The sequence below is a fragment of the Massilia sp. W12 genome, assembly GCF_037300705.1.
Classification (GTDB): Bacteria; Pseudomonadota; Gammaproteobacteria; order Burkholderiales; family Burkholderiaceae_D; genus JACPVY01.
Window position 1 is genome coordinate 2,791,409 of record NZ_CP147776.1, and the last position, 18,126, is coordinate 2,809,534.

The following is an 18,126-nucleotide window of genomic DNA, read 5'->3' on the forward strand; positions in this document are numbered from 1 at the left end:
TTACTCCTTCTTAGGTTTCAAGTTGATTTTCAAGCCGCTTTGCATGAGCTGCTCTTTTTTCTTTTGCGCTTGCTGTTCGCTGCTGGAGACGCCCAGGAAATCGCTTAACCAGTCGCTGTTTGGCTTGGCCGCCGGAGCGCTTGCCGGGCTGGCGGCTGGCGCGCGCCAATCCATTTGCGGGGCCGCCACCGGCGCCGCCAGCGGCGTGCTGAGTTGCGGCGACAAGGTTTGCGCGCTGTCCAGAGCCGATTGCAAGGTGATGGTGGCTAAACGCGCCTGCGCTGCGCCCGGTGCGCGCACCGTGATGCTGACCCGCGCCTGGGTGCTGCTCTGGCCATCGCTCACGGTGTAGCTGAAGCTGTCCTCTCCCACAAAGCGCGGATTCGGCGTGTAGCTGTAGCTGCCGTCGCCATTGCGCTGCAGGCGGCCATTCTTCGGCTGCGCTACGCTCAGACTCAGGCTGGCGTTATCGACATCGCTCACCAGACGCGCCAGATCAATCCGGGCGCTGACGTCGCGACTGGTGACCAGGACTGCGTTTTGTGCGCCAGGGGCATCATTCACCGCCGCCACCTTGATGCTGACCGTGACCGGGGCCGAGGCGCTGGAACCATCCAGGGCGCGGTAGGTGAAGCTGTCCACGCCATTGAAATCGGCTTGCGGTTGATAGATGAAGCTGCCATCCGCATTCAAGCTCAGCGTGCCGCGCGCCGGGCCTTTCACCAGTTCGGCGCGCAAGACGCCATCCTGGCTCACGTCGTTTTGCAGCACGTTGCCGGTTATGGCGCGGTCTTCCTGCCCGCTGACGCTTTCCGGCGCCACCGTCGGCGCCGGCGCCTGCACTTGCAGGGTGAAGCGCTGTTCTGTCACGCCGCCCTGGCCATCCTCAACCGCAATCACAAATGCATGACTGCCGGCTTGCGGATCATCCCAGCGCAGGGCGCCGCTGTTGGCGTCGATTTGCGCACCCTTCGGCCCTTGCAACAGGCGGTAGCTGAGCGCATCGCCATCGCTGTCGGTGGCTTGCGCCTGATAGCTGAAGCTTTGCGCCAGCGGCATGCTGAGCGCTTTCACACCGATCACCACGTCGTCATAGTCGCGGTCGCCGCCGCCGGTCTGGTCTTCCCACGCCAGGCGGTAGCCGGCTGCGCTGTAACTCATGCGCAGATGGTCAAAGCCGTCCGGGTTGGCTTGCGCCAGCGAGAAGAACAACAAGGGGCTGCGATTGCCCAGATTATCCGGGTTGTCGCGTTTGGCTTGCGCCAGCGTGCTGTTTTGCACCATGTAGAAAGCGACATATTGCCCCGCGTCCAGCGTCAATTGCTTGACGGCGCCGGCCCCCTGGCCACTGCTGAACATGGTTTGCGCGCGCGCCATGGCGGCGCGCGCATAGCCGGCCTGGCCCGGCAGCAAGCTGCCGATGCGGCCTTGCGCATCATCCACCTGGTACAGGCCAAACTCGTTGTTATAGCCGGCGTTGCGTTCCAGCCAGCTGAAGTCGAGCACGGTCTTGCCGCCGGCCTGTCCCGCCACCTGGAACACGGTGTCCACATTGCGCACCAGGGTCAGGCTGTCCGGCGCGCTGCTGGTGAAGACAGGCGCATGGTTGACCGGGGTCACATTCACATTCACGCGCGCCACGCCGGAATCCAGGCTGCCGTCGTTGAGCTGATAGCTGAAGCTGTCCAGCCCGCGCCAGCTGGCGTCCGGGGTGTAGCTGAAGCTGCCGTCTGGATTCAAGGTCAGGCGGCCATGCGCCGGCTGGCTGATGATGCGTGTGCTCAGGCTGCTGCTGTCCACATCGCGGTCATTCGCCCGCACGTCGATGCGGATCGCGGCGCCTTGCGGCGTGCTGACTGCATCGTCTTGCGCCACCGGCGCATCATTCACCGGCAACACCGTCACAGCCAAACTCTGACGCGTGCTGGCGCTGGCGCCATTGCTGTTTTCTGTGGCGCGCGCTTCGACTTCCAGCTGCAGATTGCCGAAGTAGTCTTGCGGCGGGGTGAAGCTCAGGGCACGCCAATTCCAGCCGCTGATATCCACACTGCCCTGCCCTGCGCTGGCGCTAAAGCTGCGCACGCCATCGCTCACGCGGCTGCCCGCTGGCAGTTGATGCAGCCACAGCGAGAGGGTTTCGGAACCATCCTGATCAGCCAGCGCGGCGCTGATGGCGGACAGGCTGATCGGCGTGTCTTCCAGGCCGGTATTCACGGCCAGGGTTTCCGTCAGCGCGATATTGTCTATCATCGCGCCGCGTCCGTTGGAGTCGCGCAAGCGCGCTTCGGTGACGAATTTGAGCACTTGTGCGCCGCCTTTGCCGGTGAAGCTCAGGCTCTTGTTTTGCCAATTCAACGCACTCTGGCCGCTGGTCGGCTCGTAGGTGGCCAGTTTCTGCCCATCCAGATACACCGCGATGCGGGTGTAATCAGCCGGGAAGCCGAGGCGGCCGGCCAGATCGAAGGACAGGGTGTAATTCGCCCCGGCCTGGGTATTGATGCTGCGCTGGATGCCCAGGGTTTGGTGTCCCTGTCCCATGGCGTCATTCAATTCGAGCCAGTTCTTGCCGCCATTGGCGCCTGCGCGCACGATCACCATTTGCTTTTGCTGGTTTTGCATCTGATCGCCATCGCTCCAGATTTCAAAACCATTCCATCCGCCCTGGGACGGATCGCCGCCGCTGACCACGCTCCAGCCTTCCAGTGTGCTGCTTTGCACCAGAGTCGAGGTCGGGCTGTTGTTCGGCGCGCTTTCCCAGCCGGTGCTAAACACGCTGCGTTGCTGCGGGCCGGCAATCACCAGACTGGGCGCATCGGCTGCCGCCTGTAGCGTCAAACTGACGCTGGCCACGCCGGAATCAAGTTGGCCGTCATTGAGCTTGTAAGTGAAGCTGTCCGTCCCGGCCCAGTTGGCTTTGGGCTGATAGCTGTATGTGCCATCGGCGTTTTTGCTCAACTTGCCGTGTTGCGGCTGGCTCAGGATGATGACGGAGAGCGTGCTGCTGTCCACATCGCTGTCATTGGCCAGCAGATTGATGCTCAGGCTTTGATCTTCCACGCCTGTGGCCTGGTCGTTTTGCGCAAGCGGGGCGTCATTCACCGCACTCACGTCCAGCGTGATGGTGGCGCTGTTGGAATCGCCCTTGCCGTCATTCACTTTGTACGTGAAGCTGTCGGCCCCGAAGTAGTCCGGGTTCGGCACATACATCAGGCTGCCATCGGCATTGCGTGTGATGCGGCCATGCGCCGGGTCGCTCAACACGATCGCGCTCAGGGCGTCGCCGTCGGCGTCGCTGGCGTCCACCACGATGCGCAAGCTGCCGTCTTCCGCCAGGCTCAGGCGCATGTCTTTGGCTTGCGGCAGGCGGTTGCCGGAACTGATGTTCAGGCGCACCGTGGCCGGGCTGGAATCGAGCTGGCCGTCGTTCATCACGTAGCGGAAGCTGTCTTCGCCTATCCAATCCGCATCGGCGGTGTAGAGGAAGCTGCCATCAGCTTGCAGGCTCACTTTGCCATGCGCCGGCTGACTGAGGATGACGGCGCGCAAGGCGTCGCCATCGATGTCGCTGCCTTGCGGCTGCAGCTGCACGCTCTTGCCTTGCTGCAGGCTGGCTTGCAAATCGCTGGCGCTGGGCGCGTCATTGCGCGGAGTCACAACCACGTTCACCAAAGCAAGATTGGAATCGGCTCTGCCATCATTCACTTTATAGGTGAAGACTTCGGCGCCAAACCAGTTGGGGTTCGGGGTGTAGTGGTAGGAGCCATCGGCGTTCATGCTCAGCTTGCCGTATTGCGGCTGATTCACGATGATGATGCTCAGCGGGTCGCCATCGACGTCGCTGGCGTCAGCGCGGATGATGACGCTGCTGTCTTCCTCCAGGAACGCCACGATATCACGCGCCACAGGCGCATCATTCACCGGGTTAATCGTCAGGCTGACGGTGGCGGTATTGGAATCCAGGCTGCCATCGTTGACTTTGTAGGTAAAGCTATCCGCGCCAAAGTAGTTCGCATCCGGCGTGTAGCTGAATGTGCCGTCGGCGTTTTTCACCAGCTTGCCGTGTTGCGGCTGGCTGATAATCAGCATTGTCAAGGCATCGCCTTCGATGTCTGTCGCATCGGCGCGGATGATGACGCTATTGTCTTCATCCAGACGCGCCGTCACATCGGCAGCGCTCGGCGCATCATTCACCGGGTTCACCGTCAAGTTCACCGTGGCGATGTTGGAATCCGCGCTGCCGTCGTTCACTTTGTACGTGAAGCTGTCGGCGCCGAACCAATTCGCATCCGGCGTGTAGATCCAGGCCCCATCAGCGTTGATGCTCAGCTTGCCGTGCTGCGGCTGGCTGACGATGATGAGGCTCAGTGCGTCGCCATCCACGTCAGTCGCATCGCTGCGGATTTCGATGGAAGTATCTTCATCCAAGCGCGCCATGACATCCCGCGCGAGCGGGGCGTCATTCACCGGGTTGACTGTCAGGCTGACGGTGGCGGCGTTGGAATCCAGGCTGCCATCGTTGACTTTGTAGGTAAAGCTGTCAGCGCCGAAGTAATTCGCGTTTGGCGTGTACGTCCAGGAGCCATCGGCATTCATGCTCAGCTTGCCGTGTTGCGGCTGGCTGATAATCAGCATTGTCAAGGCATCGCCTTCGATGTCTGTCGCATCGGCGCGGATGATGACGCTATTGTCTTCATCCAGACGCGCCGTCACATCGGCAGCGCTCGGCGCATCATTCACCGGGTTCACCGTCAAGTTCACCGTGGCGATGTTGGAATCCGCGCTGCCGTCGTTCACTTTGTACGTGAAGCTGTCGGCGCCGAACCAATTCGCATCCGGCGTGTAGATCCAGGCGCCATCAGCGTTGATGCTCAGCTTGCCGTGTTGCGGCTGGCTCACGATGATGAGGCTCAGTGCGTCGCCATCCACGTCAGTCGCATCGCTGCGGATTTCGATGGAAGTATCTTCATCCAACCGCGCCATGACATCCCGCGCGAGCGGGGCGTCATTCACCGGGTTGACTGTCAGGCTGACGGTGGCGGCGTTGGAATCCAGGCTGCCATCGTTGACTTTGTAGGTGAAGCTGTCAGCGCCGAAGTAATTCGCGTTTGGCGTGTACGTCCAGGAGCCATCGGCATTCATGCTCAGCTTGCCGTGTTGCGGCTGGCTGATAATGAGCATACTCAGCGCATCGCCTTCGATGTCTGTCGCATCGGCGCGGATGATGACGCTATTGTCTTCATCCAGACGCGCCGTCACATCGGCAGCGCTCGGCGCATCATTCACCGGGTTCACAGTCAGGCTCACCGTGGCGATGTTGGAATCCGTGCTGCCGTCGTTCACTTTGTACGTGAAGCTGTCGGCCCCGAACCAATTCGCATTTGGCGTGTAGATCCAGGCCCCATCGGCGTTGATGCTCAGCTTGCCGTGTTGCGGCTGGCTCACGATGATGAGGCTCAGTGCGTCGCCATCCACGTCAGTCGCATCGCTGCGGATTTCGATGGAAGTATCTTCATCCAAACGCGCCATGACATCCCGCGCGAGCGGGGCGTCATTCACCGGGTTGACTGTCAGGCTGACGGTGGCGGCGTTGGAATCCAGGCTGCCATCGTTGACTTTGTAGGTGAAGCTGTCAGCGCCGAAGTAATTCGCGTCCGGTGTGTACGTCCAGGAGCCGTCAGCATTCACGCTCAGTTTGCCGTGTTGCGGTTGGCTGATGATGATCTGGCTCAAGGCATCGCCTTCGATGTCTGTCGCATCGGCACGGATGATGATGCTGTTTTCTTCATCCAGGCGCGCCGTCACATCGCGCGCGCTCGGCGCATCATTCACCGGGTTCACAGTCAAGTTCACCGTGGCGAAATTGGAATCCGCGCTGCCGTCGTTCACTTTGTAAGTGAAGCTGTCGGCGCCAAACCAATTCGCATTTGGCGTGTAGATCCAGGCGCCATCGGCGTTGATGCTCAGCTTGCCGTGTTGCGGCTGGCTGACGATGATTTGACTCAGCGCATCGCCTTCGATGTCTGTCGCATCGGCGCGGATGATGACGCTATTGTCTTCATCCAGACGCGCCGCCACATCGCGTGCAAGCGGCGCATCATTCACCGGATTCACCGTCAAGTTCACAGTGGCCACGTTGGAATCCAGGCTGCCATCGTTGACTTTGTAGGTAAAGCTGTCAGCGCCGAAATAATTCGCGTCCGGTGTGTACGTCCAGGAGCCGTCAGCATTCACGCTCAGCTTGCCGTGTTGCGGTTGGCTGATGATGATCTGGCTCAGGGCATCGCCTTCGATGTCTGCAGCATCGGCGCGCAGGATGACGCTATGGTCTTCATCCAGACGGGCGGACAGATCGCGCGCAATCGGCGCGTCATTCACGGCAAGAACGGTGAGGCTGATTTGCGCGGCCTGCGAATCGCTCTGGCCATCCGAGGCGACCCAGGTAAAGCTGTCGGCGCCGAAGTAATTCGCTTCCGGCGTATAGCGCCAGCCGCCCTTATCATCCAGCTCCACCTTGCCATGCGCCGGTTGGCTGACGATGCGATACGTCAGGCTGTCGCCCTCCTCGTCCTGCGCTTTCAGCACGCCGGAGGCGCTGCTGTCTTCATCCAGGCTGGCGGCGTCAGAATGCGCTTGCGGCGCATCATTCACCGCCTGCACCGTCAGATACACGGTGGCATTGCCTGAATCGAGTTGGCCGTCGTTGACCATATACGTAAAGCTGTCGCTGCCGCTCCAGCCGGCGTCCGGCGTGTACAGCCAGCTGCCGTCCGCCGCCTGGCTCAATTTGCCATGCGCCGGTTGCGTCACAATCCGTGAAGTGAGGACATCGCCATCAACATCGCTGCCGGCCAGGGTGAGCGCGAGCGGGCTGTCTTCGTCCAGCTTGAGCTTCATATCCTGCGCCAGCGGGGCGTCGTTGACCGGGGTCACGTCCAGACGCACATAGGCGGTTTGCGAGTCCAGTTCGCCATCGTTGACTTGATAGGTGAAGCTGTCGCCGCCAAACCAATTTGCGTCCGGGGTGTAGGCGTATGTGCCATCCGCATTCAGGGTCAGTTTGCCGTGTTGCGGCTGGCTGACGATGGTGGTGAGCAACTGCGTGCTGTCGATATCGCTGACCGGCAGGCTGATGCTGACGCTGCCGTCTTCGGCCAGGCTGTAGGCGTCATTCTTGGCCACTGGCGCATCATTCACATTCGCCACATCAATGGTGATGCTGGCGCTGGATTGCAATTTGCCGTCTGTCACCACGTAGGTGAAGCTGTCCGCGCCGAACCAATTGTTTTCCGGGGTATAGCGCAGCTTGCCGTTTTCCAGCGTGACAAAGCCGTGCGCCGGCTGGCTGAAGCTGACAATGCTCAAGGCGTCGCCGTCCGCGTCGCTGTCATTAGCCAGCACGTCCAGCGTGAGCGGGCTGTCTTCCTGTGCGGCGTAGCGGTCGTCTTTGGCTTGCGGCGCGCGGTTCAATTCGCTCAGTAATTTGACATCCGAGACAGTCAGGGAGCTGTCCAGATCGCCAAAGCCCAGCAAGTCAAAGGAGAGCAGCACGTCGCGTCCGCTGAACTCGGCGACATCCAGCACATAAGTGCGGCTGCCATCCAGATTGTTGAAGACTTGCATGCTGCCGCTGCCCTGATCCGGGCCGGATGCCTGCATATTCAAGAAAGCATCGCCCATCGTCATACCATCGATGTTGCGCAGCGCTGCTCCGCTGGCGGCATCGAGCAAAGCGACTTCAAATGCATCCGAAGGCCCTGCAATACTGCCGCTCTTGCCTGCTGCGGCTTGATACAGTTCACGGTTTTTCAAGGTGAAGCTGAGATAACGCTCGCCAGTATTGAGCTTGAAGGCTTGCTGCAAGGAGCTTTGCCGCACGCTGTCTTCGCGCAAGGTGGCGCCACTGGCGTCAAACGTGACCGCCCCTTTGCTCAGCCAATAACTGCCGGAGAGCAATTCGCCATTCGACAAGCGCGGTGAGATTTCACCCGGTTTGACCCAGATTGCAGCGCCAAGCGGTGAATTGCCGATATTCGCCGACGGCATGAGGCCGACCTGCAACCGATTAAACTTGACATCAGGCGCAGTCAGCGCACGCCAGGCGTCGCGTTCCTGCAAGCCGGGCAAACGACGCACGCCAGGCAGCAAGACGCCATTCATTAAACGCGCATGCTGGGTGCTGTCATCGAGGCCCAGCACATGGCCATATTCATGCGCTAACACTGTCAGCAGATCATAGCGGTTGACATTGCCTTCACCCAAACTCCAGTCGCTGCCCGGCAATTGGAAGAATTCCAGACTGTCTTGCGGCGTGGTGTCGGCAAACCACTGATAACCGGCAGCATCACGATCGAGTTTTATCACGATCACGCCATCGCGCGTCTGTTCGGTATACCCAAGGTCGTTGACAGGCAAATCAGCCCATTCCACGCGCACTTTATCCAAGCGCGCGGCAGCTTCTTCGCCCAGCAGGTCGCGCCAGGTCTGACGTGCGGCTTGCGCCAACATCTCCAATTGCTGCTGCGGCGTCAGTCTGCCAGGCGTTGCTGTCGCCAACACCGGCGTCTGCACGCTCGCGCCGGCCACCGGGGTTTGCAGTTGCACCTCAGCCAGCAGGCTCTTGACTTCGACGCCATCGCTGCGGTACTGCTTGAGAATGCGCGCCTGACCTTCTTTAACTTCCACTTCCGCGCGCAAAATATCACGCCCGCCGTCGTCGTCAATCACCCAGACATTCAAGTCGTACTTGCCGTCTTTCTTCAATTCCAGCAAGAGTTGCGGATTGCTGGTGGCGCCGCCAGGCGCAGCAGCGCCATCCAGCTCCCATTCATATCTGAAAGTGTCAGTCAAGGATGGATCCACTTGCTCAATTGAGAACAAATACTGATCTGCTGACTGCCTGATGACATGCATGCGCTGCGCTGCCGGAGCCACATTTTGCACCTGCAATGAACGTGTCACCGTATCTGTCACCTCGTCCGCGCCGCCGTTCAAACCTGGCCGCACCAGCATCACGCGCAAGAACATATCATCGACCGGGGTGCCGCTTGGATCATCGTCAGGCACGCTCACTTCAAAATCAAAATTCCCGTGCAAACTGCCAGCGTCAACCTGCAGTTCATAACGTTGCGCAGGGCGATCGCCCCACTGCACCATGACCCAATGGGTGTCCAGATTGACGCCCCAGGCGCTGCCGCGCAAGTGCACAGTCTGACCTTCCAGGAAGGCGTTCGCAGCCAGATCCAGCTGCAAGCGATCCAGCACCGGCAGCGGCGTCGGGGTCGGCGTCGGGGTCGGCGTCGGCCCCGGTGTCGGCGTCGGGCCGGGTGATGGAGTCGGGCTTGGGCTTGGGTCTGGCAGCACATCGGCATACACCGTGCGCACGGTTTCGCCCAGATCATCGTCTTTGACGGTCAGTTCAGCGCGATACACGCCCGACATGCTCAAGGTCAACGCGTCAACCGTCTTGGCGTCCGAACTGCCGATTAACTGTCCCATCGGGTTATACACCTTCCAGGAATAGGTCAAAATTTCCTGATCCACCGCACTGGGATCCCGCACTTCAGCCGCCGGCGCAAAGATATCGCCAACGCGGAACACGCCGCTGCCCAAAGGCGTAACTTCCGGCGCGACATTCTTCACCACAATCGAGGTCGATTTGCTGTCTTTGCCGGTGTCGTCATCTTCATCTTCAACCTTGATCACATACGTATCCCGATGCGTGCCGGGGGTATCGTCATCTTTATATCGATGGCGCAAAGTGAGTGTCTTGATGTCGTAATAATTCAAATCAAGGGTGGTAATTTCACCATCGCCCCAATCGACCTTCAATTTGTGGCTGTCTTCCTTGCCCCAATCAAAAATCCGCACATTCAGCACAGCTTCCTGATTTTCCAGAATTGTGCTGGAAGCCAGTTCGACACGCAGACGCGGCGCAGAATTTTCCACTGTCGCCTCACCTTGCTTGCGATCATGGCCGCCTTCGACGTTGTAGGCCAACACTTTGACTTTGTACTTATCGATAGGCGTGGCGGTCGGATTGTCATCCATATAGTCATGCGCGGCGACAAAATAGCCCTGTCCCGGAGGCACGGTAATGACTTCCGGATCTGCACCGGTTCCCCAATCCACTTCGACTTTAACCGGAGCATTCGGGTCACCCTCATTGGTGAGGGTGGCGCCAACGGTAATGCGTCCCCCTTCCAATACCTTGTCACTGAGCATATCCAGATTGCCCATTGTCAGCTTGGGCGGGGTGCTTAAGCGGACATTATCGACATAGGCTTTGCCGACTCCCATGTATTCAAAGCGGAAACGCCCGGACTTGCCCCACAATTGACTCGGGATCGGGATATTCACTGCCAAGGTTTCACCGTTATGGCCACCCTGAGTGTCACTGATCAGGATCGGCGCGCCAACCTGCGCGCCGCCCTTTCCATCCTGCTCTTCAAAGTACAGCCACAAAGTACCCAGATCGCTGGCCTTGTTGCTGACACCAAAGCTGAAGGACAGATTGTCCTTGCCTTCAGGGAAGTACATCCAATTGTGTTGCAGCGTCTCCTTATGCTTCAGGGTATAGCTGTAGTTGATGAAGCGCTCTTGAATAAAGAGCAGCGTTTCGCCGATCTCACTGGGCGAGAAGTCGCGCTTTTTAATCTTGTCGCCGACGCGCTTGAGGTACTCCCTCAAGTCATTGAGTTGTTGCACAAAGACCCCTTTGGCGTCTTTAAGCTTCTCAATCACTTCGTTGACTTTATTGTATGACTCCAAAATGCCCGAGATATCAATCTCGCCATTGCCCAGGTTTCGCACCACTTCCTGAATCTGTTCAGAGGCTTCAATCGCAGTCTTGATCACGGCTTCAAAGGCGTCACGCGTAGGCTTGGTCAACTCCAAACCTTTCTCCACCGCCCACTCGCCGACCTTGCCCCAATCAATCGACATGGACAGATTGCCGCCTTGATTGACCTGGGTTTCTGCTTTCACCCCGCCCTGGAAAGCCCAGCCCGGCAACTCCAGCCATGTCGGCTTATAAATCGGGAAGCGCCCCAGGAAGGGGTTCTTGCTGGCCTGGAAATCGCCATTGAAGACAGTCGGCACCACCTCATCATATTTACCGAATTCAGTGTTGTCCTCCGTCACCGGAACAGTTTTGATGGCCTCGCCCGGCGGCTGCGCATTCTTACCGCCGCCTTGCAATGAGAAGGCCCAGCCTTCGCGTATGCCTTCCCACGACACATTGCGATCGGTGTCATAGGCAAACTTATCTTTCTGCGAACCTTCATTGGAACGGTACCAGGCGCCGCCAGGAGTGCTTTCTTTCCATTCGACCATCCCTTCAGGCGCTGGCGTGGCGCCAATCTTGAAGTTGTACTGTTGCTGCGCGGCATAATCAATGATGCTGCGCCAGATACGGTCATTACCGGAAGCGAACGGATCGCGTTCATGCACGCTGTCGTCGAGCGCCAGATCAACTGTCCCCATATACCAGGTCTGCACCCGGCTGTGAGGCAAGGCAATGCCGATTTTGCCCACTTTCTTACCCAGATCAAACACCTGATCTTTTTGGAAAAAGGCGCGGCCATCCAGTTTCAGATTGATATTCGCCCCCGCGATCTTGCGTCCATTCGGCGTGAATGTCGTCCCCTTACCCGGGTTGGCTGAGGCTTCTTTCTCTTCCCCTTCGAGGTCGGATTGATAGCCTTCACCGCCATCCAAGCCCAGGGTTTGATAATAGTTATCCGCAAACGCGACGTTTTCCCACACGCGCACATTCGGGTCTTTGAAATCGCTGTAATTGATTTTTTCGTAACCAATCGCGGTCAAGCCCTTGGCGGCGTATTTCAGTACTTTGGCGCCAAGTTTGAAAGCAACTTTCAGCGGTCTGAACAATCTGGGCAGCACTGCCGCTTTTTGCAGCATCAGGCTGGAGGATTCAATAATCTGCTCCACCAGTACGTCCAGAGAAGGCTGGGCGTAATCATGCGGGTCCAGCGTGGTCATCTGGATATCCTTCTTGGCCGGGAAATACTTGCCAAGACGTTGAATGATTTCGCTGTTGACGCCGGTGCCACGGCTGTGGCCGATGAACTGCATCGGCGAAGCCAGCACTTTGCCGCTGCTTAAGCGATCAATTTGCAGAATATTCGCAAATGAGGCGTCGGCCGCCGCTTCGGCAAAGCCGGAATCGCTGATGCCCGAATCCAAAATCCAATCCGTAATCAACACCAATGGGCGTCCCTGATACTTCGCAATATCCGGCCCGACCGGTTTGCCTTCCGGCGTCAGCCATTGGCCGGTTTGCGGATTGATATGCAGCACCAAGCCGCCGCCGGCCTTGGCGATCTCGCGTCCGATGGCCGCCATTGCGGTCACGGTCGGATCCGGATCCGGTTCCAGCTCCGAGGCGCCTTTTTCGGGCGAAGAACTGGTGTAAGGCGGTTGGAAGCCATGTGTCAACACAGTCACCGAAGAGAAGTTGCCGGTGTCCGTTTTAACCGGCTGCGTGTAAAAACGATGCACTTCGCGCCGTTTTTCACCCGTTGCGCCAATCGTCTCCACCGCCCAGTAATAGGTCTGGCCGGAGGTCAGGCGATGCTCTTTGTCGAGTTTGAATTCAAACTTCGTCTTGCCTTTCGGCACTTCAATTTCCTTGGTCAAAATCCGGTTCGGATTGACATCCCCTTTGAATTTATCCTTGATGATGTCACGCACGCTCTTTTGAATCGCTTCATCCTCAATGCGTAATAACTGATCATCATCGTCCGGGAATAAGCCCTGGCCAGGACCATAGGTGCTGACGTACAGCGTCATCTTGGTGACAGGTTCTTTCTCGTCGATCTTCCATTTGAAGGTCGGCTCCAGATTGCTGTCCTCATCGCCGGACTCAAGCGCCAGATAGTCATCCGACAAGGCGGCGCCATAAATCCAGGCGAAGTATGTGCCGTTCTCACCGGTAGGATTGTTGTAGCGCTGCGGCTGAATCTCCGGCTTGGGAGCATAGCCGCCCCGTGAAAGCTGGGTCTGATCGATCGGCACGCGTAATGAAATACCGGTGGCGCGCGCGTTCAATGCTTCACGGATCACCGCTGCCGGATTCCACACAAACAATGCGTTGTATGAACGCGAAATGATGTTGGAATTCGGATCGTTCACCGCTTCGTCATACACAAACGCGGTGGCGAACATGGCATTCCCATTCGCCGACAAAGCCAGCTTATCCAAGGCCACACCCGGCATCGGCGTAGTGACGCCAAGGAAAGTCGGATTTTTGAATGGATCTTTAATGATGCCCAATTTACCGCCGATTTGGGTCGTCATAAATTGATCATCAAAGCGCAGAACAGATTCAAAGTCAAAATTATAATCGGCCACCAGCGCATACTGTTCACCCTGGTAGGTGTAGTACACCACGCCGTTGGCGCGCTGAATATCGGACAGGAACTTGTGATAGAACCAGTTCTGCTCCGCCGGTTTCATGACAGTGTGCTTGAGTTCCGGATTCCCCTGCAAATTGCCGGTCTTCTCATCCCGGGTAAAGCGGATCGAGGCCAGGCCGGAACGCACATCGCGCGAATTGGTCAGCAGGAACGTGCCGGGGTCATCTGCGGATACGATGTAATTCGGCCCTTTACCGCGATTGCTGCCCAAAGAGGTCAGATCAATCTTTTGCAATGCGCCCTCTTCCAACTGGCCCGGGCTGTCCGGATCATTGCTGATGCGTTTGGTGTCGATCACAAACACATCGCCCGGATCATAGTCGCCATACTGTCCCAGCGTCGTGCCCATGCGCGGCGCGGTAATAGCCAGATAGCGATCGCTGTTGATCGCCAGATCCAGATAGGCGTTTTTAGCTTCAGGCAAGCCTTTGATCTGCTGCTGTTGTTGCAGGAATTGCGGATCACGCGGATCAATATTGATGCGCATCAGACGGCTTGGCGTATCGCCCATTTTGTAGCGGCCGCCTTCGAGCACATACAACCAGCCCCGGGTTTCATCGGAGGCAAGCGCAGAAATATTGGCTTTCGAGCCTTCAATCTGGATCGTGCGCAAGACCACATTGCGCAAGGTATCCATCATATACACCTTGCCATTGCGCCCGGCAATATACGCCACCATTTGATTATTGGCGTAAATCACGGAATCGGCTTTCGATCCCCACAATTCCAGCGGGCGCCCAGCTTCGTCTTCGGTGATGCGCCTGAGCAGCCCAAGATGTGAACTGTTGCCAGCATCGCCCAATTCCTGACGATAGACATTGATCGCATTCGCTTCAACCACAAGCCCGGTTTGCACCTTCATACCTGGATCAATTGCATTGCTGGTGACGCCGCTTTCAGCCCAGCCCATCACGCCATCTTTGAATTCACGCGGCAGCATTTCAACCTGGATATAGTGCTCGCCCAGCAGCAATTCCTTGGGCAAATCAACATCCGCAGTGAAATTTCCGCCCGGATTGAGCTTGGTTTGCACCACTTTCCACAAAATCCCGCGCTCCGGCCCATCGAAACCATGCATAGGCTCAGACAGCATGCCCTGATTCTTAGGCAACACCCAGATTCTGTATTGCGCATTCTGACTGACCTCCGCCGGTACATTGGTGGAGACTTCCAGATGCATCTTATTACTATCGATATCAAAGCTGAATTTATTGATCAAGGGCGACTTGGCCACATCCAGCTCCGGCAGCGGCACATCAACCTTAATCGTGCGGCTTACCGGATCTTCAATCAGGGTCACCTGTTTACGCTGGTATTGGCCGTACTTGGTGTAATTCAACGCCGAGACATTGGAATGCAGCGAGTAGAGCAGACGGCAGCTGTCAGCTAACACCCCCATCGGGGTCATCGCGATCTGGTAAATATCATTCCACAGCGCTTGCCAATTCAGCAAGACAGCGCGGCCCTGGACTTCGCCGGTGTCATCATTGCGTTCTTCCTTGGCGCTGCAGACAATCACCGCGCCGCCATTACGGAAGCCCGGATAAGGCGGACTGGCGGTGCGGGCAATCCCATCGGCCCCGATATAACCATCATCCAATACCCACCAGGTTTCATGCGCCACGCCATTCTCATCAAAGATTTGGCCTTTTTGCATGAAATACACTTTGCTGCCAGGCTTATATTGCTTGGGCTGGCCGGTGGCCGGATCTATCGGCGCCTGAATCGGGATCGCCAGCTGCAACACCCCATCCAAAGACTTGCCGCCCAGATCAATGTTCATGCCGCCCAATGTATCGAGCACATGCGGCGCAGGCAGGGCCAGGGGCGGATGCGCCAAATCCATCGGCGTGACAGTCACGGTGGTGTCGGACGGCAACATGCCGGCCCCGATCATGACGGTATTGCCTTGCGCATCACGCACCGCGCCGCCATCTTTGGCGCTGAGCACAGTCGGGCCGTTTGAGGGAACCTCGACCCGTAATTCAATATTGCGCTGCTGGCCTTCATTGATGATCGAAACCACAGCGACGCCGGAGCGTTTGGCGTACACAATGCCATCGGCAGAAACTTCCGCCACACTGGCGTCACTGATGAAATATTGGGTGCCTTTGCTTGCCGCGCTCAAGGCCACGCCTTTGAATGAAGTCACTTTCAAGCTGCGACTGCCATTCTCAACCGGCAAAATCACCGCCTTTGGATACACATCAAGTTCATAGCCTTCGCTATTGGTTTGCACCATACTCCATTCGTCGCTGACGCTGATCACATTCACCGCGCTTTGGCCGCGCGCGCTGACTTGGACAATCGCCCGCCCTTCACTGCGCGCGAGCATGGAGCCATCCGGCTTAACTTGCAGCACGCTATTGTTACTGCTGCTGATTTGCAAATAAGCAGCCGGCAAAGTGACATCTGCCTCATCGGCAAAATCGCCTTTAACTTCCAACAAGGCAGAAGAGCCGGTCGCCAGATTCGGCAAGCGCGCCAGATTGATCCGCTGCAGCCGTGCATCGCTGACTTTGATTTTCAGCGCAATCACCGCGCCGGCGGCAAAACCGTCATCCGCTTGCAAGCGGATTTCAGCGTCGCCGGCATAGCCGGCTTGCGGTTCAAACAAGAGCGATGCGCCATCCGCACTGAGCTTGGCCACGCCATGCGTGGCGCCCAGGATATTCCAATACAGCTTATCGCCTTCAAAATCCTGCGCCACGGTTTGCAAACCGAATTGCCGCGCCAGATCAACGTGGGTCATCAATTGCGGCAACTGCGGATTGACTTGCGGCGCCAGATTGGTCTGGAAGCCCAGGTTGGCGAACAGTAATTGACGGTCGCTGTCATTCAGATTGCCGTCGCCGTTGAGATCGGCCAACAGATCCGCCGCGCGCCGCGCATCTTCCCACGCCACGCTGTCCAAGCCATTAATCTTGCCGTCGCGGTTCATATCGCCTGCCAGCCGCACGCGCAAGCTGGCTGCGCCAGCCCCTTGCAAGCGCACCAATTTCAAGCCGGCCTGGGTAATACGCACCAGGGTGGTCAACTTACCGTCATGGACGCTCTGCCCCAATACTGTGCCGCCCAGCACTTCCGGGGTGGCCCCTGTGGTTTCCAGGGCCACAATCAATGCGCCGGCGGCGCCGGGATGGCGGATGGTCGAAGCCAACTCACTGTCACGGATGGCAAAGCTGATGTAATCCCCCGCTGCGCCCACCACACCTTGCCATAAATTGGCGTCCGGGCTGGCGATCCAATCCACCGCCGCGCCCAAACTGGCGCGCAGCGCTTGATTGAACATGCGCCCGTCATCCAAATAAGCATGCAAACGGCCTTGCTCATTCGCCCCCATGCTGCGCGCCAGCAACAGGCGACCGTTGGCGTCATATTGGTACAGCCAGGTTTGCGTCACGCCGCCGCTGATGGCGGTGACGCGTTCAATCCGGCCTTTCGCATCGCGCACAAAATTGATGCTCTCGCCGGTATTGGTCGCCACCACGCTGCTGTCAGAAACCAGCCAGCGCACGCCATCGGCAAATTGGATCTGCTGCAACTTGCCATCAGCGTCCAAGCGATATTCCGCGCCATCCGGAGCCCGCAAAACAAATACATCCGGAATCCAGGGTAAGCCGCTTCCTGCCTGATACAACTTCCGTCCCTGGATCTGAATCTGGTCAGGTTGCGCCAAGCTGCCCTCAAACGGCGCCCCCATATGCGCCACCAGACTCCAGCCTTGATCGTTTTCAAACACCGCCCGGTACACATCCGGCGCGCCAGGCTCGGAAGATAAGGGCGCATGCGTGGTGGCCAGTTTGAAACTCAGGTTTTTCGGCAAACCGCTATCGCCAGCCGCCAATGCCTGCAACCAGACGCGCGCGCCCTCTTGCCACGGCGCAGCTGCGCCTTGCGCAGTCTTGGCAGGTTGATCATGTGAAAGGTTGAAATTCAGGCCCGGCAAACGCCAATTGCCAAAATCAGCGCGCAGATTGCTGTGGTCAAGCTGCAGTAAGCGATTGAGCGCGAATTCATGTCCGCCCAGCATCACGCGGGTATCCTGCGCCAGTTGTTGCGAATAGGCTTTTTGCGCGCTGTCGATCACGATCATGGATTGGACTTCGCTATTGCGTCCTGCCAGATCCCAGACTTGCAAGCGCAATTTGTACACGCCGTTTGTCAATTGCGCCGGATCAATTGCGGCAAAGTCCTGCACGCTATTGACGTTTTCAGCATTTTTCTCGCCCGCGCCTAAGACGCGCCAGAAATTTCCATTGCCGCTGGCAATTTCCAGACGCCAACCCAGCCACTGCATTTCCTGCAGACTGGCGCTGAGCTGGAATGCATCGCGCACAGTAACCGGGGTGCTTGTTGCGCTGGAACCTTGCAACAGACCGGCCCAGGCCAGTTGCGGGGCGGCGCTATCCTGTGGATTTTTGACCAGCACACGTTTGACGAGGGTGCTGCTAAACCCATCCACATCTGTGGCGCGCACCTCAATTTCCACAATCCCGGGCGCGCTTGGCGCCAGGCTTAAACGCCCCAAGGCGTCCAGACTGGCGGCGCGCCAATCGGCGCTGCCAATCGCACTGCCGCGCACGCGCACGCTGATAGCATCTATCTCGCCATAGCTGTCAGCGCGCACCGTGGTCAACACAGTCTGTCCAGGCAGTACCGGCGTTTCCGGCGTGGTTGCAATCAAGAT

Annotated in this window: 1 protein-coding gene (running past one end of the window); it reads right to left on the reverse strand. The window is 58.1% G+C overall.

Annotation, left to right across the window (positions count from 1 at the left end):
* A protein-coding gene (locus V8J88_RS11335; protein WP_338849642.1) for an Ig-like domain-containing protein crosses the window boundary here: on the reverse strand, positions 1 to 18,126 show its final stretch. The gene runs 26,469 nt beyond the window's last position; 18,126 of the gene's 44,595 nt are visible here — the last part of the coding sequence; its start codon lies off the right edge, out of view; its stop codon occupies positions 1 to 3.